The organism is Siminovitchia thermophila, from assembly GCF_016909185.1.
In the GTDB taxonomy this organism is placed as follows: domain Bacteria; phylum Bacillota; class Bacilli; order Bacillales; family Bacillaceae_C; genus Siminovitchia; species Siminovitchia thermophila.
In genome coordinates this window covers 43,272-65,592 of sequence record NZ_JAFBFH010000031.1, presented here as the reverse complement: position 1 = coordinate 65,592, position 22,321 = coordinate 43,272, and the positions used below count along the sequence as shown (strand labels likewise).

At 42.4% G+C, this 22,321-nt stretch carries 25 protein-coding genes, 1 rRNA gene, 1 other RNA gene and 1 other annotated feature; of the genes, 24 read left to right on the top strand and 3 right to left on the bottom strand.

Going from position 1 to position 22,321, the window contains the following annotated elements; genetic code table 11:
* Window positions 1-93 (top strand): 5S ribosomal RNA (gene rrf / locus JOC94_RS17895); the annotation flags it as partial.
* Window positions 94-398: 305 nt separating this feature from the next.
* Here the strand turns inward: rrf and JOC94_RS17890 are convergent.
* Window positions 399-1,340 (bottom strand): YaaC family protein, encoded by a 942-nt coding sequence (locus JOC94_RS17890; RefSeq protein WP_077111899.1) that lies wholly within the window; start codon window positions 1,338-1,340, stop codon window positions 399-401.
* A gap of 135 nt (window positions 1,341-1,475) precedes the next feature.
* Between JOC94_RS17890 and guaB the strand changes: the two genes are divergently transcribed.
* The 3 genes from guaB (at window position 1,476) to serS (ending at window position 6,078) form a co-directional block, all read left to right on the top strand.
* Window positions 1,476-2,942: an IMP dehydrogenase gene (gene guaB, locus JOC94_RS17885; RefSeq protein WP_205180024.1), complete on the top strand. Its 1,467-nt coding sequence runs from the start codon at window positions 1,476-1,478 to the stop codon at window positions 2,940-2,942.
* A 145-nt stretch (window positions 2,943-3,087) separates the two neighbouring features.
* Complete coding sequence (locus JOC94_RS17880) at window positions 3,088-4,428, top strand: serine hydrolase (protein WP_408021931.1); 1,341 nt, start codon at window positions 3,088-3,090, stop codon at window positions 4,426-4,428.
* 104 nt (window positions 4,429-4,532) lie between these two features.
* Window positions 4,533-4,755 (top strand) — a binding site (T-box leader).
* Window positions 4,756-4,803: 48 nt separating this feature from the next.
* The gene (gene serS / locus JOC94_RS17875; protein WP_077111897.1) at window positions 4,804-6,078 is read left to right on the top strand and encodes a serine--tRNA ligase; all 1,275 of its coding nucleotides are present in this window, start codon (window positions 4,804-4,806) and stop codon (window positions 6,076-6,078) included.
* Window positions 6,079-6,103: 25 nt separating this feature from the next.
* On the opposite strand, the gene JOC94_RS17870 is transcribed toward serS, so the two are convergent.
* Window positions 6,104-7,390 carry a glycoside hydrolase family 18 protein gene (locus JOC94_RS17870; RefSeq protein WP_205180019.1) on the bottom strand — a complete coding sequence of 429 codons (1,287 nt, stop codon included), beginning with the start codon at window positions 7,388-7,390 and terminating at the stop codon, window positions 6,104-6,106.
* Between the two features lie 127 nt (window positions 7,391-7,517).
* Here JOC94_RS17870 and tadA point away from each other — a divergent pair, with 127 nt between their 5' ends.
* The 20 genes from tadA to JOC94_RS17770 all read left to right on the top strand — a co-directional run bounded on the left by tadA (window position 7,518) and on the right by JOC94_RS17770 (window position 21,919).
* On the top strand, window positions 7,518-7,982 hold the full coding sequence (gene tadA, locus JOC94_RS17865; RefSeq protein WP_077111895.1) for a tRNA adenosine(34) deaminase TadA: 465 nt from the start codon (window positions 7,518-7,520) through the stop codon (window positions 7,980-7,982).
* Between the two features lie 258 nt (window positions 7,983-8,240).
* Window positions 8,241-8,506, top strand: an RNA gene (ffs, locus tag JOC94_RS17860) — signal recognition particle sRNA large type.
* Window positions 8,507-8,666: 160 nt separating this feature from the next.
* The gene (locus JOC94_RS17855) at window positions 8,667-10,352 is read left to right on the top strand and encodes a DUF2207 domain-containing protein (protein ID WP_205180017.1); all 1,686 of its coding nucleotides are present in this window, start codon (window positions 8,667-8,669) and stop codon (window positions 10,350-10,352) included.
* 101 nt (window positions 10,353-10,453) lie between these two features.
* The gene (gene dnaX / locus JOC94_RS17850; RefSeq protein WP_205180015.1) at window positions 10,454-12,145 is read left to right on the top strand and encodes a DNA polymerase III subunit gamma/tau; all 1,692 of its coding nucleotides are present in this window, start codon (window positions 10,454-10,456) and stop codon (window positions 12,143-12,145) included.
* Between the two features lie 22 nt (window positions 12,146-12,167).
* Window positions 12,168-12,488 (top strand): YbaB/EbfC family nucleoid-associated protein, encoded by a 321-nt coding sequence (locus tag JOC94_RS17845; RefSeq protein ID WP_205180013.1) that lies wholly within the window; start codon window positions 12,168-12,170, stop codon window positions 12,486-12,488.
* A 12-nt stretch (window positions 12,489-12,500) separates the two neighbouring features.
* A complete protein-coding gene (gene recR / locus JOC94_RS17840; protein ID WP_077111892.1) occupies window positions 12,501-13,100 on the top strand; it encodes a recombination mediator RecR in 600 nt (199 codons plus the stop codon).
* A gap of 13 nt (window positions 13,101-13,113) precedes the next feature.
* On the top strand, window positions 13,114-13,326 hold the full coding sequence (locus JOC94_RS17835) for a YaaL family protein (protein WP_077111891.1): 213 nt from the start codon (window positions 13,114-13,116) through the stop codon (window positions 13,324-13,326).
* An 81-nt stretch (window positions 13,327-13,407) separates the two neighbouring features.
* Window positions 13,408-13,674 (top strand): pro-sigmaK processing inhibitor BofA family protein, encoded by a 267-nt coding sequence (locus tag JOC94_RS17830; protein ID WP_077111890.1) that lies wholly within the window; start codon window positions 13,408-13,410, stop codon window positions 13,672-13,674.
* A 177-nt stretch (window positions 13,675-13,851) separates the two neighbouring features.
* A complete protein-coding gene (locus JOC94_RS17825) occupies window positions 13,852-14,025 on the top strand; it encodes a sigma factor G inhibitor Gin (RefSeq protein WP_077111889.1) in 174 nt (57 codons plus the stop codon).
* A gap of 335 nt (window positions 14,026-14,360) precedes the next feature.
* Window positions 14,361-15,002 (top strand): dTMP kinase, encoded by a 642-nt coding sequence (gene tmk, locus JOC94_RS17820; RefSeq protein WP_205180011.1) that lies wholly within the window; start codon window positions 14,361-14,363, stop codon window positions 15,000-15,002.
* A 178-nt stretch (window positions 15,003-15,180) separates the two neighbouring features.
* Entirely contained in the window at window positions 15,181-15,510 is a 330-nt protein-coding gene (locus JOC94_RS17815) for a cyclic-di-AMP receptor (RefSeq protein ID WP_077111887.1), read from the top strand.
* 8 nt (window positions 15,511-15,518) lie between these two features.
* Window positions 15,519-15,959: a YaaR family protein gene (locus tag JOC94_RS17810; RefSeq protein ID WP_205180009.1), complete on the top strand. Its 441-nt coding sequence runs from the start codon at window positions 15,519-15,521 to the stop codon at window positions 15,957-15,959.
* 13 nt (window positions 15,960-15,972) lie between these two features.
* Window positions 15,973-16,980 (top strand): DNA polymerase III subunit delta', encoded by a 1,008-nt coding sequence (holB, locus tag JOC94_RS17805; protein WP_205180007.1) that lies wholly within the window; start codon window positions 15,973-15,975, stop codon window positions 16,978-16,980.
* The gene (locus tag JOC94_RS17800; protein WP_205180005.1) at window positions 16,973-17,800 is read left to right on the top strand and encodes a PSP1 domain-containing protein; all 828 of its coding nucleotides are present in this window, start codon (window positions 16,973-16,975) and stop codon (window positions 17,798-17,800) included. The genes holB and JOC94_RS17800 overlap by 8 nt, the downstream gene beginning before the upstream one ends.
* Window positions 17,801-17,812: 12 nt before the next feature.
* Complete coding sequence (gene yabA / locus JOC94_RS17795) at window positions 17,813-18,181, top strand: DNA replication initiation control protein YabA (RefSeq protein ID WP_077111883.1); 369 nt, start codon at window positions 17,813-17,815, stop codon at window positions 18,179-18,181.
* 83 nt (window positions 18,182-18,264) lie between these two features.
* Window positions 18,265-19,005, top strand: a complete 741-nt coding sequence (locus JOC94_RS17790) for a tRNA1(Val) (adenine(37)-N6)-methyltransferase (protein ID WP_408021930.1) — start codon at window positions 18,265-18,267, stop codon at window positions 19,003-19,005.
* Window positions 18,992-19,279 (top strand): GIY-YIG nuclease family protein, encoded by a 288-nt coding sequence (locus JOC94_RS17785; protein WP_205180002.1) that lies wholly within the window; start codon window positions 18,992-18,994, stop codon window positions 19,277-19,279. The genes JOC94_RS17790 and JOC94_RS17785 overlap by 14 nt, the downstream gene beginning before the upstream one ends.
* Complete coding sequence (gene rsmI / locus JOC94_RS17780) at window positions 19,254-20,129, top strand: 16S rRNA (cytidine(1402)-2'-O)-methyltransferase (RefSeq protein WP_077111880.1); 876 nt, start codon at window positions 19,254-19,256, stop codon at window positions 20,127-20,129. The genes JOC94_RS17785 and rsmI overlap by 26 nt, the downstream gene beginning before the upstream one ends.
* Window positions 20,130-20,806: 677 nt before the next feature.
* Window positions 20,807-21,448 (top strand): class I SAM-dependent DNA methyltransferase, encoded by a 642-nt coding sequence (locus JOC94_RS17775; protein WP_077111879.1) that lies wholly within the window; start codon window positions 20,807-20,809, stop codon window positions 21,446-21,448.
* A gap of 3 nt (window positions 21,449-21,451) precedes the next feature.
* Window positions 21,452-21,919, top strand: a complete 468-nt coding sequence (locus JOC94_RS17770; RefSeq protein WP_077111878.1) for an S-ribosylhomocysteine lyase — start codon at window positions 21,452-21,454, stop codon at window positions 21,917-21,919.
* Between the two features lie 49 nt (window positions 21,920-21,968).
* Here the strand turns inward: JOC94_RS17770 and JOC94_RS17765 are convergent, their stop codons facing one another.
* Window positions 21,969-22,262 carry an AbrB/MazE/SpoVT family DNA-binding domain-containing protein gene (locus tag JOC94_RS17765; RefSeq protein ID WP_077111877.1) on the bottom strand — a complete coding sequence of 98 codons (294 nt, stop codon included), beginning with the start codon at window positions 22,260-22,262 and terminating at the stop codon, window positions 21,969-21,971.
* Window positions 22,263-22,321: the final 59 nt, after the last annotated feature.

Below are 22,321 nucleotides of genomic sequence, written 5' to 3'. Positions count from 1 at the left end.
AACACCCGTTCCCATCCCGAACACGGAAGTTAAGTTCTTCAGCGCCGATGGTAATGAGGGGTTTCCCCTTGTGAGAGCAGGACGTTGCCGGGCAAACAGGACATCCATATTAATGGATGTCTTATTTTAGTTTATTTAAAAAGTATTGAAAGATATAAAGAAACTCAATGTAAGCGAGGATCAGAAGGACCAAGAAGATCGAGGAATCAAGGGAGAGAGACTCGCAATGGGCAATGCCCATGAGAATCGAGCGAGTGCAGATGACGAAGAGATTCGCCGGTCATCATGATCCGCAGCCCGAACACGGAAGTTAAGTTCGCGCGCCGATGGTAATGAGGGGCTTCCCCTTGTGAGAGCAGGACGTTGCCGGGCAAGCGAAAACATAGAGTGGATACGCTCTATGTTTTTTCATTACCCGTTAAATAATCAAGAATCATTTGTGGACTTTTTTCAGCCGTAATATTTAAAAAAGCATGGATGAATGGATAATCAAGATCAGATGCCGTTTTTATGAGGTCCATCCACCACTCCGTTTCATAACGGGCGATCATGCTTAAATTAAATAGGAGCAAATAGTGAATCAAAAGGTCGGGAAGAAGAATGGCGGCTTGTAAGGAGGAGCCAAGTCCAAATTTCTCTTTAAATATGTGATAACGAAAAGGCGGAAAGAAGTTCGTCCGCTTGCCGTCAATGAGAATCTCTGTTTCCTTCTCTTTGTTTTCAAGCCAATAAATCATTTCAGGATGCTTGCTATCTAAAAATTGTTTTAACCTCTGAACACTTATATGATAGTTCAGCGCTAATTCAGCAGGGATTGTCCAAATATTGCCGGGGAGTTGCTTCAGTAGCATAAAATTGCTTTTACCACTCGTAAATAAGTACAGGTCGTCCAGTTCCGGAACTTGAGCCAGTAACTCCCCCATTTTATATTTCTCTCCTTCCAAGTGTTTTAGTTGATACATTTGCTCTGAAAAATAGGTGCATAAGCCGTTTTTTTGAACTTTTACTTCATCTTCCAGAAATTGATAGTTCCGCTTTTTCCTTTTTCGTGCAGAAACGCCGTGAGCCAAAACAGAGGTTGTGCCGGGATAGTTTGGGTCCACTGTAAGAAGGCATGCCTTTAATAAATGAATTAATCCATAATAAAGCAATATAGGTCTGATGGAAAATGGCGATTGGTCAGCTTGGGTGTAGTATGTTTCGCCTTGTTCTAAATAGTACATAAATGGGTAACAATTATCATAGCTTTTTCTTTCGGCATCCTCTATATGGTGGTTTTCATATTTTCTTTTTAAATAAGTTTGAACTGTAGTTGCCGACCGAAAAAAATTGAATTGCATCCATATTTTTTTGTATGTTGACAGACAAAACACCTCCGAATAATTAGAAAAATTGAACATCACCCATTAACCTTGACAGTATTTTAACCAATTGATAACCTACTAATAATATTTTGGGCAGGGGGACGAAAAAAAATGTGGGAGTCAAAGTTTGTAAAAGAAGGATTAACATTTGATGATGTGTTGTTAATCCCGGCTAAATCTGAGGTCTTGCCGAAAGAAGTTGATTTGAGTACAAGCCTGACAGACAGCCTAAAGCTGAACATCCCTATTATCAGTGCAGGAATGGATACTGTTACCGAATCAGACATGGCCATTTCCATGGCGCGCCAGGGTGGTCTGGGTGTCATTCACAAAAATATGAGCATTGAACAACAGGCCGAACAAGTCGATAAGGTAAAACGGTCTGAAAGTGGCGTGATAACTGATCCGTTCTTCTTGACCCCGGAACATCAAGTGTATGATGCCGAGCACTTAATGGGGAAATATCGGATTTCAGGAGTCCCGATTGTTAATAATGAAGAAGACAAAATATTGGTCGGCATTATTACAAACAGGGATATGCGTTTTATTCAGGATTACTCTCTTCCAATTACCGAAGTCATGACGAAAGAAAATCTTGTTACGGCATCTGTCGGAACTTCCCTTGCCGAAGCGGAAAAAATACTTCAGGAACATCGTATTGAAAAATTGCCTTTGATTGATGATAAAGGAGTCCTGAAAGGATTAATTACTATCAAAGATATAGAAAAAGTGATCGAATATCCAAATTCCGCAAAGGACGAAAAAGGCCGTCTGCTTGTAAGCGCCGCAGTCGGGATTGCGGCAGACACATATAAGCGGGTAGAAGCGCTTGTCAATTCACAGGTTGATGCCATCGTTGTTGACACGGCCCATGGCCATTCAGCCGGTGTGTTAAAAACTGTCCGGGAAATTCGTAAGCTATATCCCCATTTGAACTTGATTGCTGGTAACGTTGCAACAGCAGAAGCGACGAGGGAATTATATGAAGCGGGTGCGGATGTTGTAAAAGTGGGCATTGGACCGGGTTCCATATGTACAACCCGCGTTGTAGCAGGAATTGGTGTCCCGCAAATTACAGCTATTTATGATTGCGCGACAGAAGCGAGGAAGCATGGAAAAACGATCATTGCTGACGGGGGCGTTAAATATTCCGGCGATATCGTGAAGGCTCTTGCTGCAGGAGGACATGCTGTCATGCTCGGAAGCTTGCTTGCCGGAACGTCGGAAAGTCCAGGAGAAACAGAAATTTTCCAAGGTCGTCGTTTTAAAGTATATCGTGGCATGGGATCGGAAGGCGCCATGCAAAAAGGATCGAAGGACCGTTATTTCCAAGAAGATGCGAAAAAGTTTGTCCCAGAAGGAATCGAAGGACGCGTTCCTTATAAAGGGCCGCTCGCAGATACCCTTTATCAACTGACTGGAGGTCTTCGAGCCGGAATGGGTTACTGCGGTGCCGCCGATTTGGAGTATTTCCGTGAAAATGCCCAATTTATCAAAATGACCGGTGCCGGACTTCGTGAGAGCCATCCGCATGATGTGCAGATTACGAAAGAAGCGCCAAACTACTCATTATCATAAAAAAATGGCAAAAGCCCTGATGAATCCAGTGAATGGGCTTTGCTTTTTTTTTGTTATGAAACTGAAAAGAACACAGCCTACTCAACGATGTTTTTCTATGTTAAAATGACAAAGGTGTACATATAATTTGGAGGGTAAACTTGTGATAATTCGGAAAAAGATACCATTTTTAGCGTTTTTTCTGTCGTTACTTATGTTCGTTAGCATGATCACTGTTCCTGAACGTGCTTCCGCTGAGGATGCGCTCGATATTAACGCGGATGCGGCAATCCTCGTTGAAGCAAGTACAGGAAAGGTACTGTACGCAAAAAATGAAGATACTGCGCTCGGCATTGCCTCAATGTCCAAAATGATGACTGAGTATCTAATGTTCGAAGCGATTAAGGATAAAAAAATATCTTGGGAACAGGAACAAACCATCAGCGATTATGTTCATCAGGTTTCTATTGATACAAATCTTTCAAATGTACCGCTTGAAGCGGGGAAAAAATATACGATTCGACAATTATATGAAGCGATGGCGATTTACTCGGCAAATGGCGCCACGATCGCCATTGCCGAAGCCATTGCCGGTTCCGAGAAGAAGTTTGTCGACTTAATGAACAAAAAAGCGGAAGAACTGGGTCTTGAAAACTATAAGTTTGTCAATTCCACCGGTCTAAACAATAAGGATTTAAAAGGCAAACATCCAGAGGGAACCAAGCCAGAAGATGAAAATATCATGTCTGCACGATCAATGGCAAAACTGGCTTCCCGTCTGATGAATGATTATCCCGAAGTATTGGAAACAACGAGCATACCTGAGAAAGAATTCCCTGGTAAGCCTGGTAAAATGGTGAACTGGAACTGGATGCTCCCATCTCTAGATTTTAGCTATGAAGGCGTAGATGGATTAAAAACCGGGACAACAGACTTTGCTGGGTACTGTTTTACCGGGACGGCTAAACGGGATGGTTTAAGGGTTATTACGGTTGTCATGAACGCGAAAGGAAAAAACGGCCAAGGTGATTACAAATCCAGATTTAATGAATCCAAAAAAATGATGGACTATGCTTTTACAAACTTCTCTGTAAAAGAAATATATCCGAAAGGTTATCAAGTAAAAAATAATAAAACGATACCTGTCATAAGCGGAAAAGAAAAATCTGTCTCCATTCAGTCTGAATCCCCTTTAAAAGTGGTAGTGAAAAACGGGGAAGAAAAAATGTACAAACCTCGTGTTAAAATAGATAAGAAGAAATTGAATAAAGAAGGGAAATTGACCGCACCGATTAAAAAAGGTGAAAAAGTGGGCGTTCTGGAAGCCGCATATGAGGGAGAAGATCCTTACGGCTTTTTATCAAAAAGCAAAACGGCATCTGTCAATATGGTGACAGGAGAAAAAGTGGAGAAAGCCAATTGGTTTGTTCTAATGATGCGCGGAATAGGCGGCTTTTTCGGCGATGTTTGGGATAGCTCGGTTAAAACAGTCAAAGGTTGGTTTTAAAAAATATCTGTTGGTTTAGAAAAGCGGACAGATGACAATTATATAGATAAGACAGTACATTTGCATTCCACTTGGATATGTAGTATATTATCAACAAAATACGAGCGAATGCGTTGAGAGGAAATAGTAGCGGAACAGTGTCCTTTAAGAGAGCCGGTGTTTGGTGAAAACTGGCGGCACTGCCTGTGAATCCGTCCTTGAGCAAAATGCCGAACCGCCGATCATTTCGGGCAAGTAAGCATTTTCGGGATCACCCCGTTATCAGGCAAAGAGGAAAGCTCAGGCTTTCAATTTGGGTGGCAACGCGGGTAAACTCTCGTCCCTTTGGGATCGGGAGTTTTTTTGTTTAAATAAAATATTTTGGGAGGTAATCGTATGCTGGATATGAAGGTTCTTCGAGGGAATGTAGATGAAATCAAGAAAAAATTGCAGCATCGCGGCGAGGATTTGGCTGATTTGGATAAGTTTGAACAACTTGATCAAAAACGGAGGGAAATGATTGTTCAATCGGAACAGTTAAAAAATAACAGAAATGAAGTTTCAGAAAGAATCGCCCAGTTAAAAAAAGAAAAGCAAAATGCCGATCATTTGATTAGTGAAATGCGGCAAGTCAGCCAGCAAGTAAAGGAATTGGATAGAGAACTCCGTGTGATTGAAGAAGAGTTACAGCAATTACTTTTAGCTATTCCCAATATTCCTCATGAAAGTGTTCCGGTAGGAGAGACGGAAGATGATAATGTAGAGATAAGAAGATGGGGTAATGTTCCCCAATTTACATTTGAGCCGAAACCGCACTGGGAATTGGCCGATGACTTGAATATATTGGACTTTGAACGGGCGGCAAAAGTTACTGGAAGTCGATTTGTCTTTTATAAAGGCCTTGGAGCCAGGCTTGAACGGGCTCTCATTAATTTCATGATGGATCTTCACGTGGAAGAACACGGGTATGAGGAGATGTTGCCGCCATACCTTGTGAATCGTGCAAGTATGACGGGAACGGGACAATTGCCGAAGTTTGCGGAGGATGCGTTTCATGTTGAAAGTGATGATTTTTTCCTTATCCCGACTGCGGAAGTCTCAGTGACCAACTACCATCGAGATGAAATATTGGACGGCGATCGCTTGCCGATTAACTATGTGGCTTACAGTGCATGTTTTCGTTCAGAGGCCGGGTCTGCGGGGCGAGATACGCGCGGCTTGATCCGCCAACATCAATTTAATAAAGTGGAATTAGTTAAATTTGTAAAACCGGAAGATTCTTATGCCGAACTTGAGAAACTGACAAACCACGCGGAAAAAGTATTACAGCTTTTGAATTTGCCCTATCGCGTCATGAGCATGTGTACAGCCGATCTTGGTTTTACAGCAGCCAAGAAATATGATCTTGAAGTATGGATTCCGAGCTATAAAACATACAGAGAAATTTCTTCTTGTTCAAACTTTGAAACGTTTCAGGCAAGAAGAGCCAATATCCGTTTCCGCACTGAACCAAAAGCCAAACCGCAACATGTGCACACGCTGAACGGATCTGGCTTGGCAGTAGGAAGAACGGTGGCGGCAATCTTGGAAAACTACCAACGAGAAGACGGAAGTGTTGAAATTCCCGAAGTGTTGCGCCCTTATATGAGAAATAAAGAAGTCATTAACTGAAAGAAGCGGTTCGAATGAGCCGCTTTTATGTTTTCACTACATTAAAATTGTCAGTAATCAAGAGCCAGTTTTGTGGAAAAGACAGCCCAAGTTTCCAATAGCCGACACCCCGAAGGTTGAGCTCTTTAACCAAATCAAATTTTGCCTGGATGGAACGCGCATCTTCAAACCAAACTTCATGCCTGTTCCCTTCCCCGTCCGTATAATGAAAAAAAGGGGCTTGTGCAGTTGTATCGTATTCGATGGCTACATTGTTTTCAAGGGCAATCCGAATGGCCTCCTGGGGGCTTACAGCTTTTGCCGTCGTTCCCTTGACGAACGGAAGCGTCCAATCATAGCCATACAGATTTTGTCCCATCATGATTTTACGTGAAGGCATTTCGGTTAGCGCGTACTCCAATACATCCCGAACTGGTCCAATGGGGGAAACAGCCATTGCGGGACCGCCGCTGTAGCCCCATTCATATGTCATGATCAAAGAGTAATCGACAATTTCGCCGTGCGCCCGATAATCATGCCCCGCATACCATTCCCCCACCTGTGTAGCACTTGTTTTGGGGGCAAGTGCCGTGGAAATGATATAGCCTTCCGCATGGAAACGGTCGCGTGCTTTTCGAAGAAATTGGTTATAAGCTTCACGATCTTCCGCTGCAATCCTTTCAAAATCAAAGTGAATATCGGTAAAGCCGACCCTTTTGGCTTCTGTTGCAATATTTTCCAAAAAAGTTGTTTGCACTTGTTCATTTGTAAGCAAAATATGAGCAAGTTCAGTGTTGAATTGTCCTTCTTCCTGGTTGGCCAAGACCATGGCGAGAGATGTGTTGTTTGCGCGGGCAATTTCGGGAAAACGATTTAACTGGGGGGGATCTAATGTTCCGTCACGTTTTGGCAAGTAAGCAAATGGAGCCAAATATGTTAAGTAAGGAGATGCTTCTCTCGCACTCGACTCCAAAACGGGGGATACGGTCCCCGTACGCCTCGGCTCGACATAAGCTAAAAACTCTCCTTCTCGCTTTGGTCCCTGTGGGATATAGAGCCGCAAGCCAACCCGAATAGGCTGGTTGACACTAATCCCATTGATTCGGGCAAGCTCTTGATAAGAAATGCCAAATCTTCTCGCGATTGTATAGAGGCTGTCACCAGGCTGTACCCAATAAAACCTGCCGATAATCGGAATGACAATCGCTTGCCCGACCACAAGCCGATCGGGATTTTGTAAATCATTGGCTTCCGTTATGATAGCTGGAGCTATCCCGTACAAGGAAGCGATCGAGGACAAAGTCTGATTGGGCTCGACGACATGGATTTGCATGTTTACCCTCCTTAACCACCTTAGTCAAACGTTTATCTTGTCCCATTGTATGCATGCCAGGAAAATTAAAGACCTCTAATAAAAAATTTTGGTACAATCATATGTAGCAAAAATGAGGAGAAAAACGATGGAAAATGAAGAGAAATATATGAATGTTGCAATTGAAGAAGCGAAGAAGGCCCGCTCAATTGGTGAAGTTCCCATCGGGGCTATCATTGTCTTAAATGGGAAAATCATCGCTAAAGCATCAAACCGACGGGAAACGGAGCAAAATGCCGTAGCGCATGCCGAAATCATCGCCATTCAGGAAGCTTGCCGGACACTAGGGACATGGCGTCTTGAAAATGCGGAACTATATGTAACGTTGGAGCCATGTCCGATGTGCAGTGGCGCTATCATTTTATCGCGTATAAAAAAAGTCGTATACGGAGCTTCTGATCCAAAGGCCGGCTGTGCGGGAACACTTATGAATTTGCTTTCTGATGCCCGCTTTAATCATCAAAGTGAAGTGGTCGGCGGAGTATTGGCGGATGAATGCGGAGAGCTTCTAAGCCAATTTTTTCGTGAACTTCGCAGGAAAAAGAAGGGATAAAGTGAAGCTTCAATAGCCGGATAGTTCCACAGAAGGTGGACCATGCAGACATTGCCATAGGATATGTTCTTAGCTTGCCAGTTAACTGTATCCGACTGATTGTTAGTAGAACCAATCGGGCATATACTGGCAGTCGATATCCAATGTCATTTCACTCACAATTTTTTAAAAAGGTGATTTTACTGCCAGTTAATGCCGGACAAACTTTCCTTTAGTAAAGATTGATTTTATGCTGAAAAAGTGGTACAATAATCCTTACCGTGCTAGACGGGGAAATAGCGGAGCCCTGTACCCGCAATCCGCTCCAGCGGGGTTGAATCCCTTCCCGAGGCTGTTGTTTTGTAAGGATCTGCCTCAAGTAAGTGGTGTGGACATCTGGGTCCTGCGCAATGGGAACCCATGAACCATGTCAGGTCCGGAAGGAAGCAGCATTAAGTGGGCCATCCCATGTGCCGCGGGGCAGCCTGGATCGAGCTAACTGCTAGAGTAACGCTTATGAAACACTGTCGACGGAAGGTGCACGGCAATCCATTCAATATCAAATCCATCTGCAATGGCAGATGGATTTTTTAGTTTTCAGTGAAAAAAAAGTATATCCGAGTGTATGTGTATTCGATTCGACGGATTGCTATCTGAAACTTTTTCCTCCTATATCCCGTATAAGAGGAAAGTGAGGTGTTTGTGATGAAGAAAAAGCTTGTTTTCATATTGATTTTGTTTATGATTGGGGCATGGCCTATTCAGACTATGGCAGTGGAATTTTCGATAACGGATGTAACCATCGATGCCTATTTGCAAAAAAATGGGGATGTGCGAGTGACTGAAGTCCATTCTTATTCTTTTGATGACAAATTTCGCGGAATTACCCGGGAAATAATTCCGAAGAAAGGTGCGGAAATAACCGATTTTACAGCGAATGAAGGCGAAAAAGAGCTAAAAGTAAAGAAAGAAAAAGATTTATATAAAGTTTCTCGAAGCGGGAGCGATGAGAATATTAGTGTAGAACTCCATTATATGATTAAAAACGGTCTTTCTAAGCATCCTGATATAACAGAGTTTTATTGGCCTTTTTTGGATAAACGCAATGAAGCGGATTATGGGAACATGACTATCACGGTCCATCCCCCTGCTGAAACGGATGATGTGATTGCCTTTGGGTATGATGAATCGTTCGGTAAGGAGAAGGTTGGAAATAGCGGTGCTGTTACATTCCAGTTACATAAAGTGGAAGCTGGTGAAAATGGGGATATTCGGGTGGCATATGATTCGGCATTATTTCCGGACTTGACTGAAACCTCTGATCAAGAAATGCGCCAAACATTGCTGGATGAGCAACAAAAGTTGATTGACAAAGCACAAACATTTGCGGAAAACAGGGAGAAAACCTCATCAGTTGGAAAATGGTTCTTATTGATATTTGGTGCTCTTTTTATTGGGGTGATCACATCTGAGGCAATGAAGAGTAAACAAAGAAAACGAGCAGCCAAAAATGAAATTAATAGCAGGAAATATATGATTCCAAAACAAAAGTTGAGCATGCCGGCTATTCTTTATTTTTTATATCAATTTTCACCGGAACTGCTGGCGGCAGCTTTAATGGATCTTGTACGAAAAGGATATGTCCGGCAGGTTTCAGAGGACCGGTTTTTGCTGCTGGATGGGGAAGCGGAAAAAGCTCATGAAAAGATTTTGCTTCGTTTGCTCTTTGAAAAGGTGGGGGGGAATAAAACATTTACCCTGAATGATTTGGAACAGTACATACAGTTGGAATCGAACCATGATCGATATGAGGAAGAAATAAGCCGATGGAAAGATGCAATCAAAAAAGAGATCGATCAATCAAATCTCCATGAAAACAATCCATTATTAAAATGGACGCTTGGAACGACGGGTACGGCTATGCTTATTGCTTCTGCTTTTTTCATCGTCTATGACCTATATGGACTCATGTTCCAGGCAGGGGCATTGGGACTCGCCAGCTTATGTTTGGCTATATTTTATAAGCCTATCTCATATGAAGGTATGCTTTTAAAGGAGGAGTGGAACAAGCTCGAAAAAGAGTATGAGCAAATTCCTGTCTCCGAATGGGAACAATCAAGCGAGGATGATAAAAAGCGTTTGCTAATATATAGTATGGGGACGAAAAAGAACCGTCTGGCGGATTATTTTAGCCAAGTTATTCAAAAGAATGAAACAAGCGTGGCCAGCTACTCTACGGTGGACGTTTTCTTCTATTCAGGGTTGAACACTGCTTCTTCATTTGCATTAGCAGATGAACATATAATGAATACGGCTTCTGCTGACAGTTCCGACACCAGCTATTCCGGAGGTGGCGTTGACGGCGGCGGAGGAGGCTCAGGTGCTTTTTAAAGACATTCGTCATTACGGATTGTTTCTGTAATTTCTTGCCTAATTAAGGTATAATATAAACAGCGAAATTCACTAAAATGGCAAAGAAAGGGGGAGAGGCATTGAGTTACCAAGCATTGTATCGAGTTTGGCGCCCACAGGCTTTTATAGATGTAGTCGGCCAGGAACATGTCACCAAAACGTTGCAAAATGCTCTCCTCCAACAAAAAATATCCCATGCTTATTTATTTTCCGGTCCCAGAGGAACTGGAAAAACAAGTGCGGCCAAAATACTGGCAAAGGCAGTAAATTGTGAACGCATGCCGGTATCTGAACCGTGTAATGAATGTGCGGCCTGTCAAGGCATCATGGACGGGTCCATCTCTGATGTGATTGAAATTGATGCCGCATCCAACAATGGAGTTGAAGAAATCCGCGATATTCGTGATAAAGTAAAGTATGCGCCCAATGCCGTATCCTACAAAGTATACATTATTGACGAGGTGCATATGCTGTCCATCGGAGCCTTCAATGCATTATTAAAAACATTGGAGGAGCCGCCCCGACACGTGATTTTCATTTTGGCAACGACAGAGCCCCACAAGATTCCGTTAACGATCATTTCTAGATGTCAGCGTTTTGATTTTAAAAGAATCACCGCGCATGATATTGTAAAAAGAATGGTTCATATTGCAAATGAAACAGGTTTGAAATATGATGAAAAGGCATTACACGTAATCGGCGCTGCTGCCGAGGGAGGCATGAGGGACGCTTTGAGTCTGCTCGATCAAGCGATTTCCTTCAGCACGGATATGGTAACGGTGGAAGACGCACTGACGGTAACCGGCTCCATTTCCCAAAGCAGTTTGAACAAGTTGGCGAAGGCCATTCACGAGAAAGAAGTTGCTGTTGCTTTGGGCGCCCTTGAGGAGTTGCTTTTGCAGGGGAAGGATCCAGCTCGGTTTTCGGAAGATTTTATTTTATACTTTCGCGACCTTTTGCTTTACAAGACGGCACCCGAGTTGGAAGAAGCAATGGTCCGCGCCCGATTGGACGAGGATTTTAAACAGTTATCTGAATCAATGCTTCCTGAGCAGATTTATGAATACATCGATATATTAAGCAAAACACAGCAGGAAATGCGATTTTCAAATCATGCACGCACTTATTTAGAGGTTTGCCTTGTGAAACTATGCCAAACGCAAGTGAAATCTTTCCCAAATGACGCGCCTGAAATGACAGAACTGTATAAAAAGATCGAGGCGCTTGAAAAAGAGATAACATTATTGAAAGAACAATCAACCAAAAGATCGGCAGAAGCAAAAAGCGATCCGGCTCCAAGAAAAGCGGTCCGAAGCAATGCAAAAGATTTTCGGGTCAATGCCCGACCCATCATGCAGGTTTTGGAGAATGCAACACGCCAGGATTTAAATGCCATTAAAAGCCGCTGGGGAGACTTGCTTGAATCGTTGAACGGTCAAAAAATGGTGCAACTGGCGGCACTTCTCCACGATGCAGAACCATCTGCCGCTTCATCGAATGCGTTTGTACTAAAATTTAAACATGATATACATTGCCGGATGGCTATGGAAAATGAAACATATTTTCAAACGCTGTCTCAAACGTTGGAAGAACTGGCCGGTACAGCTTATCAAATTATCGCGGTTCCCGAAAAACAATGGTCGGAAATCCGCCGGGAATTCATAGAAAAGAAAAAGCCGGATGGCGACCAGGTGAAAACGAATGAAGAAGATCCTCTCGTTGCCGAGGCGCTCAAGCTTGTCGGGGAAGATCTTCTCGAGATCAAAAACTAATTTTCTATGTTGGAGGTTTTTAATGATGCGAGGAATGGGAAATATGCAAGGCATGATGAAGCAAATGCAAAAAATGCAAAAGAAAATGGCGAAAGCCCAGGAAGAGCTTGGTGAAAAGAAGATAGAAGGCACAGCTGGCGGCGGTATGGTCACCGTTATTGTTTCAGGCCATAAGGAAGTGCTTGAAGTCAAAATTGATGAAGAAGTTGTCGATCCCGAAGACATTGAAATGCTTCAAGACCTTGTATTGGCCGCGACAAACGATGCGCTTAAAAAGGCCGAAGAATTAACGAGCCAGACGATGGGACAATTTACAAAAGGATTAAACCTTCCTGGCTTTTAGGAGGTTAACAACATGCACTATCCAGAACCAATATCCAAGCTGATCGACAGCTTTATGAAACTGCCGGGAATCGGGCCGAAAACAGCTGCCCGCCTGGCGTTTTTCGTTCTTGGCATGAAAGAAGACACCGTCCTTGATTTTGCGAAAGCATTGGTCAATGCAAAAAGGGATCTTGGATACTGCTCGGTTTGCGGGCATATTACTGATCAGGACCCTTGTTATATTTGTAAAGAGGAACGGCGTGACCGCAGCGTCATTTGTGTTGTTCAGGAGCCGAAAGATGTGATTGCCATGGAAAAAATGAAAGAATATACAGGTCTTTATCATGTCTTGCACGGATCTATTTCTCCTATGGAAGGAATTGGACCGGAAGATATCAACATTCCGGATTTGCTTAAAAGGCTTCAAGACGAAACCGTTCAAGAAGTGATTTTGGCGACGAATCCCAATATAGAAGGGGAAGCGACAGCCATGTACATTTCCCGGCTTCTAAAGCCATCCGGCCTTAAAGTGACAAGAATTGCCCACGGACTTCCGGTTGGCGGCGATCTTGAATATGCGGATGAAGTCACTTTATCAAAGGCATTGGAAGGCAGAAGAGAAGTTTTGTAAGGAGAGGCGCCGCATGTTTCAGAGAAAAAAACTCCGGAAAGAATATGATCAAAAATTCGTTGAACTGATTGAAGAGACAAAAAATAATTGGCTTCATTTAAAACAATTGATGCATTTAAGTTACGGGGAGCATGATGAATTAAAATACAAAGCGCTCATGGCAAAAGCAAAATATATTTATCTTTTACGTGAAGCGAAATTAAGAAAAGTATCAATAAAAAAATAACTACCAAGCCGCCTGCCGTTCTTTTTGGACAGACCGTTCATACAATAAATAATATAGGACGGGAGAACAGGAGGGGAAAGCTTGGAGTCCATTATCATTATTTCATCATTGGCTGGTCTTATCATTTTTTTGCTCATATCGGGAAGGCCCGGTCGGCTGATTCGATTCATCGGTCAATCAGCAATGAAGCTGGTCATCGGAGCGCTATTTTTATTTTTTTTAAATGCCTTCGGCAATCAATTTGGTTTGTACGTCCCAATTAATTGGATCACCGCCGCAATTTCAGGTTTTCTAGGATTGCCGGGTGTTGCAGCTTTGTCTCTCATTCAACTATATGTGATTCCATGAAACATTCGCCAAACCGTGGCGGGTGTTTCGTTTTTTTCTGTTTTTTAAAAGACAAACACAGTAACTGTCTACCCTGCATAGAATTTACAAAGCAATGATTTTAAAAACTAACAAATCTTATAAATTGTGTATACAATTTATCCAGCTGGGTACACTACTTTGTGTGGAGGTGGAGAGATGGAAAAGTGCATTATTTGCGAGCAGCCGAAAAAAATCGGTATACATCTTTATACATCGTTTATCTGTACGGACTGTGAGAGAGAAATGGTCAAAACGGACACGGATGATCCAAAATATAAGTTTTACATTGAACAAATGAAGGTTATTAAAGAAACGAAAATCGTGACATAAAAACCAGGCTTTTGCGGATAAAGCCCGGTTTTTTTTGTTTTTTCCACCCCGAATTAACTGGCAGTATGCCCCCACTGCAAGAAATCGCTGGAAGATGAGAATGTACGGGGGATCAACTGTCAGTAAAAGCCCGATTGGCTTAACTAACAATCAAGTTTCGCTTTATAGTAAAATATGATGCGGGGAGGCAGTTCGCTTCCTTCTTGCTGGGGGATGAGTGATCAATAAAAGATCTGGTGTCAATCATGACAGGTTTCAAGGAGACAGCAAAAGGTTCATTTCCGGTAAAAAGAACGTTATACTAAACGACATATATAGTTTGCGGAGGTAAAGGGATGTGTGGATTGTTTATTACTGTAGAAGGTCCTGAGGGAGCGGGAAAAACGACTATTATTGAAAGACTGCGTATGGATTTTTCCGCTTCCGGGGTACCTGTTCTTGCTACCCGTGAACCGGGAGGAATAGAAATTGCCGAGAAGATCCGAACGATTATTTTGGACAAAGAACATACGATGATGGACGGAAGAACGGAAGCTTTGTTATATGCGGCCGCGCGCCGTCAGCATTTAACGGAAAAAATTATACCGGCACTTCGACGCGGCACGCTTGTATTATGTGACCGTTTTATTGACAGCTCCCTTGCTTACCAAGGATTTGCCAGAGGGCTTGGGATAGATGAGGTATATGCGATTAATCAGTTTGCCGTCAATGGCTTGATGCCTGATATAACGCTATATTTTGATATTGAACCTGAGGCGGGGCTGAAACGAATTGCCAAACATGCGGGAAGGGAGATTAACCGCCTTGATTTGGAAACGATTGAATTTCACCAAAAAGTACGAGAAGGTTATAAATTGCTGTTAAACCGTTTTCCTGAGCGTATGATGGAAATTGATGCGAGCCAACCGATGGATAATGTTTACGAGGCTGCAAAGAATATTATTGAAGAACAATTGAAATCATACGAAACAAAGTAATGGTACTTTTTATGGCTGCAAAGAATATTATTGAACAACAATGTAGAAATATGGTTGATTCGAAATAGAAGATGTTTGGATATAATGGTTCATATAACGATGTCACATATTCGTTTAACTGATATAATAATGATAATAACAAATATTTGTTTTTCACTTTTTTAAAGGGGTGATATACATGAAGTTGATAATGGCCGTAGTTCAAGACCAGGACAGCAACCGGTTGATGAACGCGTTGGTTGAACATAATTTTAGAGCTACTAAACTTGCGACGACAGGCGGGTTTTTAAAATCGGGAAATACAACATTCATGATTGGGACAGAAGATATCCGTGTGGAAAAGGCGCTCGAAGTCATTAGGGAAAATTGCAAATCTCGGGAGCAATTAATGGCTCCGGTTTCACCAATGGGAGGAAATGCCGACTCCTACATTCCTTATCCAGTTGAAGTGTCCGTTGGGGGAGCCACGGTTTTTGTCCTGCCAATCGAGCAATTTCATCAATTTTAGGGTAGCTTATGAAAATTAACGAGACATCCAAATCAAGATCAGGACACTTCGTGACCGGGCAAAAAATAAAACGTACGGACAACCCCAGATTTTCCGAGATGATTTCCTTTCAAGGGATGAAACTGCAAGAGGAGCAGCTTGCCAAGTTAATGGCCGATTTATCTGCAGCTGGCGAACGGCTTGGAAAGACGCGGAGTTTCCAAGACTTGGCTAAATATAAACAGCTTGTTAAAAGGTTTGTTCAGGAAGCTGTTGAATTCGGCATGAACTTAAAACAATCTCATAGTTGGAATCGATTTTCTGACGGAAGAACGCTTCAGATTGTTGAGACGATAGATGAAAAATTGATTGAGTTAACGAATGACATACTGAAAGAAGAACAGCAGTCCATTTATATTTTGGATAAGATTGGCGAAATAAAAGGGCTGCTCATTCATTTATACACGTAAGGGTGAGTTACCGGTGGCCAAAAACTGGGAACAATTTACACGCGAACAGCCCGTCGCGGCCAGACTGTTAAAAAATAGCATTCAATACGGCCGTATTGCCCATGCATATTTATTTGAAGGCGAACAGGGCACAGGGAAACGCGCGGCAAGCATGTTACTCGCATCCAGCATGTTCTGTGAGGATAGTCGTGATCATATGAATCCATGCGGCCGCTGCAGCAACTGTAGAAGAATTGAAAGCAGCAACCACCCTGATGTTCATGTCGTGGAGCCGGACGGTGCTTCCATTAAAATAGATCAAATACGTTCATTGCGGACTGAATTCAGCAAGTCGGGTATGGAATCAAAGAGGAAAATATACATTCTCATTGATGCAGAAAAAATGACCGTACAAGCGGCCAACAGTCTGCTCAAATTTTTGGAGGAGCCGCATGTGCAAACGATGGCAATCCTCGTTACAGAGCAGCCACAGCAACTGTTGCCGACCATTATGTCAAGGTGTCAAAAAGTACCATTTCACCCATTAAGCCGGGAACAGCTTTTGGAAAAGCTATTGCATTCGGGGGTTCATGAAACAAAAGCGGTGCTGTTGGCCGCTGTAACGAATGATTTGGAAGATGCCCTCAGGCTGAATGACGAAGATTGGTTTGCACAAGCCCGAATGATAGTGTTAAAATTATATGACATCTTAAAAGAAAATCCGCTCTATGCAATGACCGCATTACAAAATGATTGGTTGAGCCATTTTAAAGATAGGTCTCAGCTTGATTTAGGCTTATCGCTTTTACTGCTTTTATATAAAGATTTGTTTTATATACACTTGGGGAAGGATCGGCAACTAGTTTATCCGGATATAAAGGAAAAACTGGAAAAAGATGCGCTGCAAACGTCGCTAAGAAGGATTTCGGAACAAATAACAGCCATTTTGGAAGCCAAGAAAAAAATACACGCAAATATGAATCCTCAGCTGTTAATGGAACAGCTTGTGCTGAATTTGCAGGGGGGACCTTCTTTTGTATAATGTAGTGGGTGTCCGGTTTAAAAAAGCCGGTAAAATATATTATTTTGATCCCCAGGATCATCCTGTTGTCAGGAATGACTATGTCATTGTTGAAACGGCAAGGGGAATAGAATTTGGAAAAGCCGTTACAGACAAGAAACAAGTAAGCGAACATGATGTTGTGTTGCCGCTTAAAAAAATTGTCAGGATTGCCGATCAGGAAGATAAGCAAAACGTTGAAGAAAATAAAATACAAGCAAAAGAAGCATATGAAATCTGTGCAAAAAAAATCACCGAGCATCAACTTGATATGAAGCTCGTCGATGTTGAATATACGTTTGACCGCAACAAAGTCATTTTTTACTTTACCGCGGACGGACGGATTGATTTTCGGGAGTTGGTGAAAGACCTGGCCTCTATTTTCCGTACAAGAATCGAATTGAGGCAAATTGGCGTAAGAGATGAGGCCAAAATGCTTGGAGGGATTGGACCGTGCGGGCGTATGCTCTGCTGTTCCACTTTTCTGGGTGATTTTGAGCCTGTTTCGATCAAAATGGCAAAAGACCAAAATTTATCGTTAAACCCAACAAAGATTTCCGGATTATGCGGCCGGCTTATGTGTTGTTTGAAATATGAAAACGACGAATATGAAGCGGCTAAAGCAGAACTTCCTGATGTAGGGGATGTTATTCGTACGCCGAACGGCTCGGGAAAAGTGATTGGTTTAAATATTTTGGAAAGAATTTTGCAAGTGGAAATGTCCGGTCAGGAGCGGATTTTAGAATATACGTTAGAAGAAATTACAGCTAAGAGTGTGACGTCTGTTCAGGCCTCGGACTAATGGGGTGGTATGATGAAAGATAAGAAGGAACTCTATGATTCAGTCAGTAATATGGAAATGCAAATCGGCCAGTTATATCAGCAACTTGGCGAATTAAAGCAGTATTTGGGGGAGCTGATTGAAGAAAATCATGCCCTAAAACTGGAAAACGACCATTTGCGTAGACATTTGAATCAAGAAATGGATCAGGAAAATTTCTTATCGGCCGACAAAAAAAAGGACGAGCACGTTGAATATGATCGAATGAAAGAAATTGGTGAGGGCTATGATAATTTGGCCCGCTTGTATCAGGAAGGCTTCCATATTTGCAATATCCATTTTGGAAGCCCGCGCAGGGATGAAGATTGCTTATTTTGCCTATCCTTCTTGAATAAAAAATAAAGACGAACAAAGGCCTTCCTATAATTGGGAAGGCTATTTTCAAGTGCGGCAAGATGTCTGCTGTAATGGAGTGAGAAAACGTGATAGAGTTATACGAAGACGAACGGCTGGATTATCTTTTGGCCGAAAATCTTAAAATCATTCAAAGCCCGACAGTGTTCGCTTTTTCACTTGATGCTGTCTTGCTGGCCCGCTTTGCTTATATCCCGATTCAAAAGGGAAATATTATTGATTTATGCAGTGGTAATGGGGTTGTGCCGCTTTTACTAAGCAGTAAAACGAAAGCCGCCATTACAGGTGTGGAAATTCAAGAGCGCCTCTATCAAATGGCTGTCAGGAGCATTCAATACAACCGGCTTGAGGATCGAATTCGAATGATTCATGGTGATTTAAAGGAAATCACCGAAACAGTTGGTTACGGCAAGTTTGATGTTGTCACATGTAATCCTCCTTATTTCGCCTCTCCCTCCCCACATGTTATCAATGAAAATCAATATTTGGCCATCGCCCGCCATGAGATTCTTTGTTCGTTGGAAGACGTCATTCGTGTGAGCAGCCAGCTGTTGCGCCAGGGGGGCAAGGCGGCTTTTGTCCACAGGCCCGAAAGGTTGCTCGATATTTTAACGCTGATGAGGCAATATCGGCTTGAGCCCAAGCGCCTGCGCTTTGTATATCCGAAAAGCGGAAAAGAGGCGAATACGATTTTGGTGGAAGGGACAAAAAACGGGAATGCCGGTTTAAAGACGCTGCCTCCTTTGTTTGTCTATGACGAAAATAACGAATATACGCCTGAAATTAGAGAGATTTTATATGGAGAACAATAATAAACATTATTTTTACGTACTTGAATGCGGCGACGGATCATATTATGGCGGCTATACGGTGGACCCCAAGCGCAGGCTGGCGGAGCATAATGCTGGCAAGGGGGCAAAATACACAAGGGCAAGAGTGCCGGTGAGCATGATTTATCTTGAGGAGTTTGGGGAAAAAGGGGAAGCATTGCGGGCCGAATATGCTTTCAAGCGTCTGTCGCGGCACCAAAAAGAGCAATTTTTAAAGGCTGGTGAACAAGATGCGCAGTCAGAAAAGCAATCATGAAAGTGTCGAAGGAATCCTTTATTTAATACCTACTCCGATTGGAAACTTGGAAGATATGACGTTCCGGGCCATTCGGCTCATGAAGGAAGCGGATGTCATCGCTGCCGAAGATACGAGGAATACAAAAAAATTATGCCATTACTTTGAAATTGATACTCCCCTCGTAAGTTATCACGAGCATAATAAAGAATTAAGCGGCCGCCAGATCGTTGATCGATTAATGAAAGGGGAAAAAGTGGCGCTTGTAAGCGACGCCGGAACGCCCTGCATTTCCGATCCCGGTTTTGAAATGGTCAAAGCTGCGATTGAAAAAGGAATTTCGGTCATTCCTTTGCCAGGGGCCAATGCTGCGATTACAGCGCTTATTGCTTCGGGACTGCCGCCGCAGCCATTTTATTTTTTCGGTTTTTTGCCGCGGGGGAAAAAAGAGAAGAAAAAAGCGCTGGAACGTTTGAAGTTTCAACAAGGAGCGATCCTTATCTACGAAGCGCCCCACCGTTTGAAAGAAACACTCCAGCATATGCTGGATATATGGGGAAACCGGAAAATAGTCCTTTCCCGGGAACTGACAAAGAAGTATGAGGAATTTTTGCGCGGGACGATCCAAGAAGCGCTTGATTGGACGAAAACCGAAGAAATTCGCGGAGAATTTTGTTTGGTCGTTGAAGGAAGCAGAGAAGAGAAAGAAGAAGAACCATCATGGTGGGCGCCACTCACGATAAAGGATCATGTGAATCAGTATATATCAGAGAAAGGAATTCAGGCCAAAGAAGCCATCAAACTTGTTGCAAAAGACCGGAAGGTGCCCAAACGAGAAATTTATCAAGCTTATCATATCGGTGAATCATAATGAGGCTAACTATATAAAGTCAATACTGTTATTGGTGAATTCTATCCATTTTCTCAGTGAAAATTAGGCATGACAAAAAAGCTTGATGATTCAAAAATGTAAATTTGGATTATCGAGCTTCTTTATGCTGGGACACAACTAAATCAGCTAATGAAAAAACGAACAATAAAGTGAAACTTCATTCAGTAGGGCTTCTACTGAATGTTAGTTGAACCAATCGGGCACCTTATATGCGGGATAAATTGTCCCAGTGTATCATACGCAAGCTTTTAGCGTAGTCAAAATAGGTAGACCCCTGAGGGAATAGCTCGAGCTGAAGATCCCGCAGGAAAGCGACCTTTGCTTTCCGAGGAAGCTGAAGAGACCTGCGGAAAGCGATGATGGGGATTTTTTTACACAAATAAGGGCTGGAACATAGGTTAAAAGCTGATAGATATTCGTAAAAATCGTGAGAATAAAGCCGCGTGAAATCAAGGTTTTTAAACTTGATTCCATGCGGTTTATTTCATTTTCACAGGGTTTTGTCCCGGCCCTTTTGCTATTTCGTATTTGCTTATGTTCCAGTCTCTTTTTTGCTTGAAGAATACGCTAAAGGCCCATTGCTTTTTTAAAAATCAGATGGTACAGTAATTATACATTAATTCATAGTATTTTTATAAGAAAAGGGGGAAATGGGGTTGACGCGAAAATTTGATAAGTTGTTTGACGACTGGTCAAAAACATATGATCAAACGGTTAGTGGCCGTGACATTGAATATAAAGAAGTATTCGAAGGATATGATGACATTCTTTTGGAGGTTGCAAAAAAAGCAAAAGGGTATATATTTGAATTTGGGGTAGGTACGGGAAACTTGACAGAAAAAATGATCAAGATGGAGAAAGAGGTATATGGCATTGAACCTTCCAAAGGAATGAGAAACATTGCTCGCCATAAATTGCCTGGGGCGACAATTGTTGAAGGAGATTTTCTCGAATTTCCAATGCCGGAACGAAATCCGGATACAATTGTCAGCACATATGCATTCCATCATTTGACAGATGCGGAAAAAGCGGATGCCATTCAAAACTTTGGAAAAATGCTCGGAGAAGGAGGCCGAATTGTTTTTGCTGATACAATTTTCGTGAGTATTGAAGTGAAACAGGATATGATTAAGGAAGCGGAAAGCAAACAATTTAATCGCCTGGCAGCCGATTTGAAGACAGAGTTTTATCCGACTATTTCCACAATGAATCATCTATTTGGCGAAGCAGGCTTTGCTGTAACCTTTACACAAAAAAATCGTTTTGTATGGCTTATGGAAGCGACTAAAAAGGAGTGAGCGATGATGGCAAATCAAAAGATGAATGTTGAAAGTTTTAATTTGGATCATACGAAGGTGAAAGCCCCATATGTCAGGCTTGCAGGTGTCATCAAGGGAGAGAAAGGAGATATCATCAAGAAATATGATATCCGTTTCTGTCAGCCGAACAAGGAACATATGAAGATGCCGGCACTGCATTCATTGGAACATATGATGGCCGAATACAGCCGGAACCATTCCGACAAAATAGTGGATATCAGTCCAATGGGGTGTCAAACTGGCTATTATATGTCTCTTGTGAACCATGATGATTATGAAGAAGTGTTACACATTTTAGAGAAAACATTGAACGATGTGTTGGAAGCGACAGAAGTACCGGCTTGTAACGAGGTTCAATGCGGATGGGCTGCTAGTCATAGTTTGGAGGGCGCCAAAGAAATCGCTCGGAAGATGCTGGATCATAAAGATGAATGGAAGGAAGTTTTTTGAATCACTACGTGAAAAAAGCCGTTTCCTTAAGGATGCGGCTTTTTTATCGTTATACTCCTAGTTCTTTCGCTTTAAAAGCTTCCTGAATTTCATTGATGAGCTGGTCCGCGCCTTCCTTGCTTAATACCAATTTTCCCCCTGCGAGTAGCACGTTGTCATCTGAAACATTTCCTGTTATATGGCAGGTCATGGTTGGCTTGTACTTTTTCAAAATAATTTTCTCATCATCAACATATATTTCCAACGCGTCTTTTTCTTCAATGCCAAGTGTCCGCCTAAGCTCAATCGGGATGACAACCCGTCCAAGTTCATCCACTTTTCGCACTATTCCGGTAGATTTCATTACATTGCCCTCCCCAATTTCTCTTCTCTCTTTCACCCATTTATATCAAAACGATCGTG

Bases quoted from the DNA above. Each gene is read 5' to 3' on its own strand.
- JOC94_RS17890 (WP_077111899.1), bottom strand. From the start codon at position 1,340: ATGCAATTCAATTTTTTTCGGTCGGCAACTACAGTTCAAACTTATTTA.
- guaB (WP_205180024.1), top strand. From the start codon at position 1,476: ATGTGGGAGTCAAAGTTTGTAAAAGAAGGATTAACATTTGATGATGTG.
- serS (WP_077111897.1), top strand. From the start codon at position 4,804: ATGCTGGATATGAAGGTTCTTCGAGGGAATGTAGATGAAATCAAGAAA.
- JOC94_RS17870 (WP_205180019.1), bottom strand. From the start codon at position 7,390: ATGCAAATCCATGTCGTCGAGCCCAATCAGACTTTGTCCTCGATCGCT.
- tadA (WP_077111895.1), top strand. From the start codon at position 7,518: ATGGAAAATGAAGAGAAATATATGAATGTTGCAATTGAAGAAGCGAAG.
- JOC94_RS17855 (WP_205180017.1), top strand. From the start codon at position 8,667: ATGAAGAAAAAGCTTGTTTTCATATTGATTTTGTTTATGATTGGGGCA.
- JOC94_RS17845 (WP_205180013.1), top strand. From the start codon at position 12,168: ATGATGCGAGGAATGGGAAATATGCAAGGCATGATGAAGCAAATGCAA.
- recR (WP_077111892.1), top strand. From the start codon at position 12,501: ATGCACTATCCAGAACCAATATCCAAGCTGATCGACAGCTTTATGAAA.
- JOC94_RS17835 (WP_077111891.1), top strand. From the start codon at position 13,114: ATGTTTCAGAGAAAAAAACTCCGGAAAGAATATGATCAAAAATTCGTT.
- JOC94_RS17825 (WP_077111889.1), top strand. From the start codon at position 13,852: ATGGAAAAGTGCATTATTTGCGAGCAGCCGAAAAAAATCGGTATACAT.
- tmk (WP_205180011.1), top strand. From the start codon at position 14,361: ATGTGTGGATTGTTTATTACTGTAGAAGGTCCTGAGGGAGCGGGAAAA.
- JOC94_RS17815 (WP_077111887.1), top strand. From the start codon at position 15,181: ATGAAGTTGATAATGGCCGTAGTTCAAGACCAGGACAGCAACCGGTTG.
- JOC94_RS17810 (WP_205180009.1), top strand. From the start codon at position 15,519: ATGAAAATTAACGAGACATCCAAATCAAGATCAGGACACTTCGTGACC.
- yabA (WP_077111883.1), top strand. From the start codon at position 17,813: ATGAAAGATAAGAAGGAACTCTATGATTCAGTCAGTAATATGGAAATG.
- JOC94_RS17785 (WP_205180002.1), top strand. From the start codon at position 18,992: ATGGAGAACAATAATAAACATTATTTTTACGTACTTGAATGCGGCGAC.
- rsmI (WP_077111880.1), top strand. From the start codon at position 19,254: ATGCGCAGTCAGAAAAGCAATCATGAAAGTGTCGAAGGAATCCTTTAT.
- JOC94_RS17770 (WP_077111878.1), top strand. From the start codon at position 21,452: ATGATGGCAAATCAAAAGATGAATGTTGAAAGTTTTAATTTGGATCAT.
- JOC94_RS17765 (WP_077111877.1), bottom strand. From the start codon at position 22,262: ATGAAATCTACCGGAATAGTGCGAAAAGTGGATGAACTTGGACGGGTT.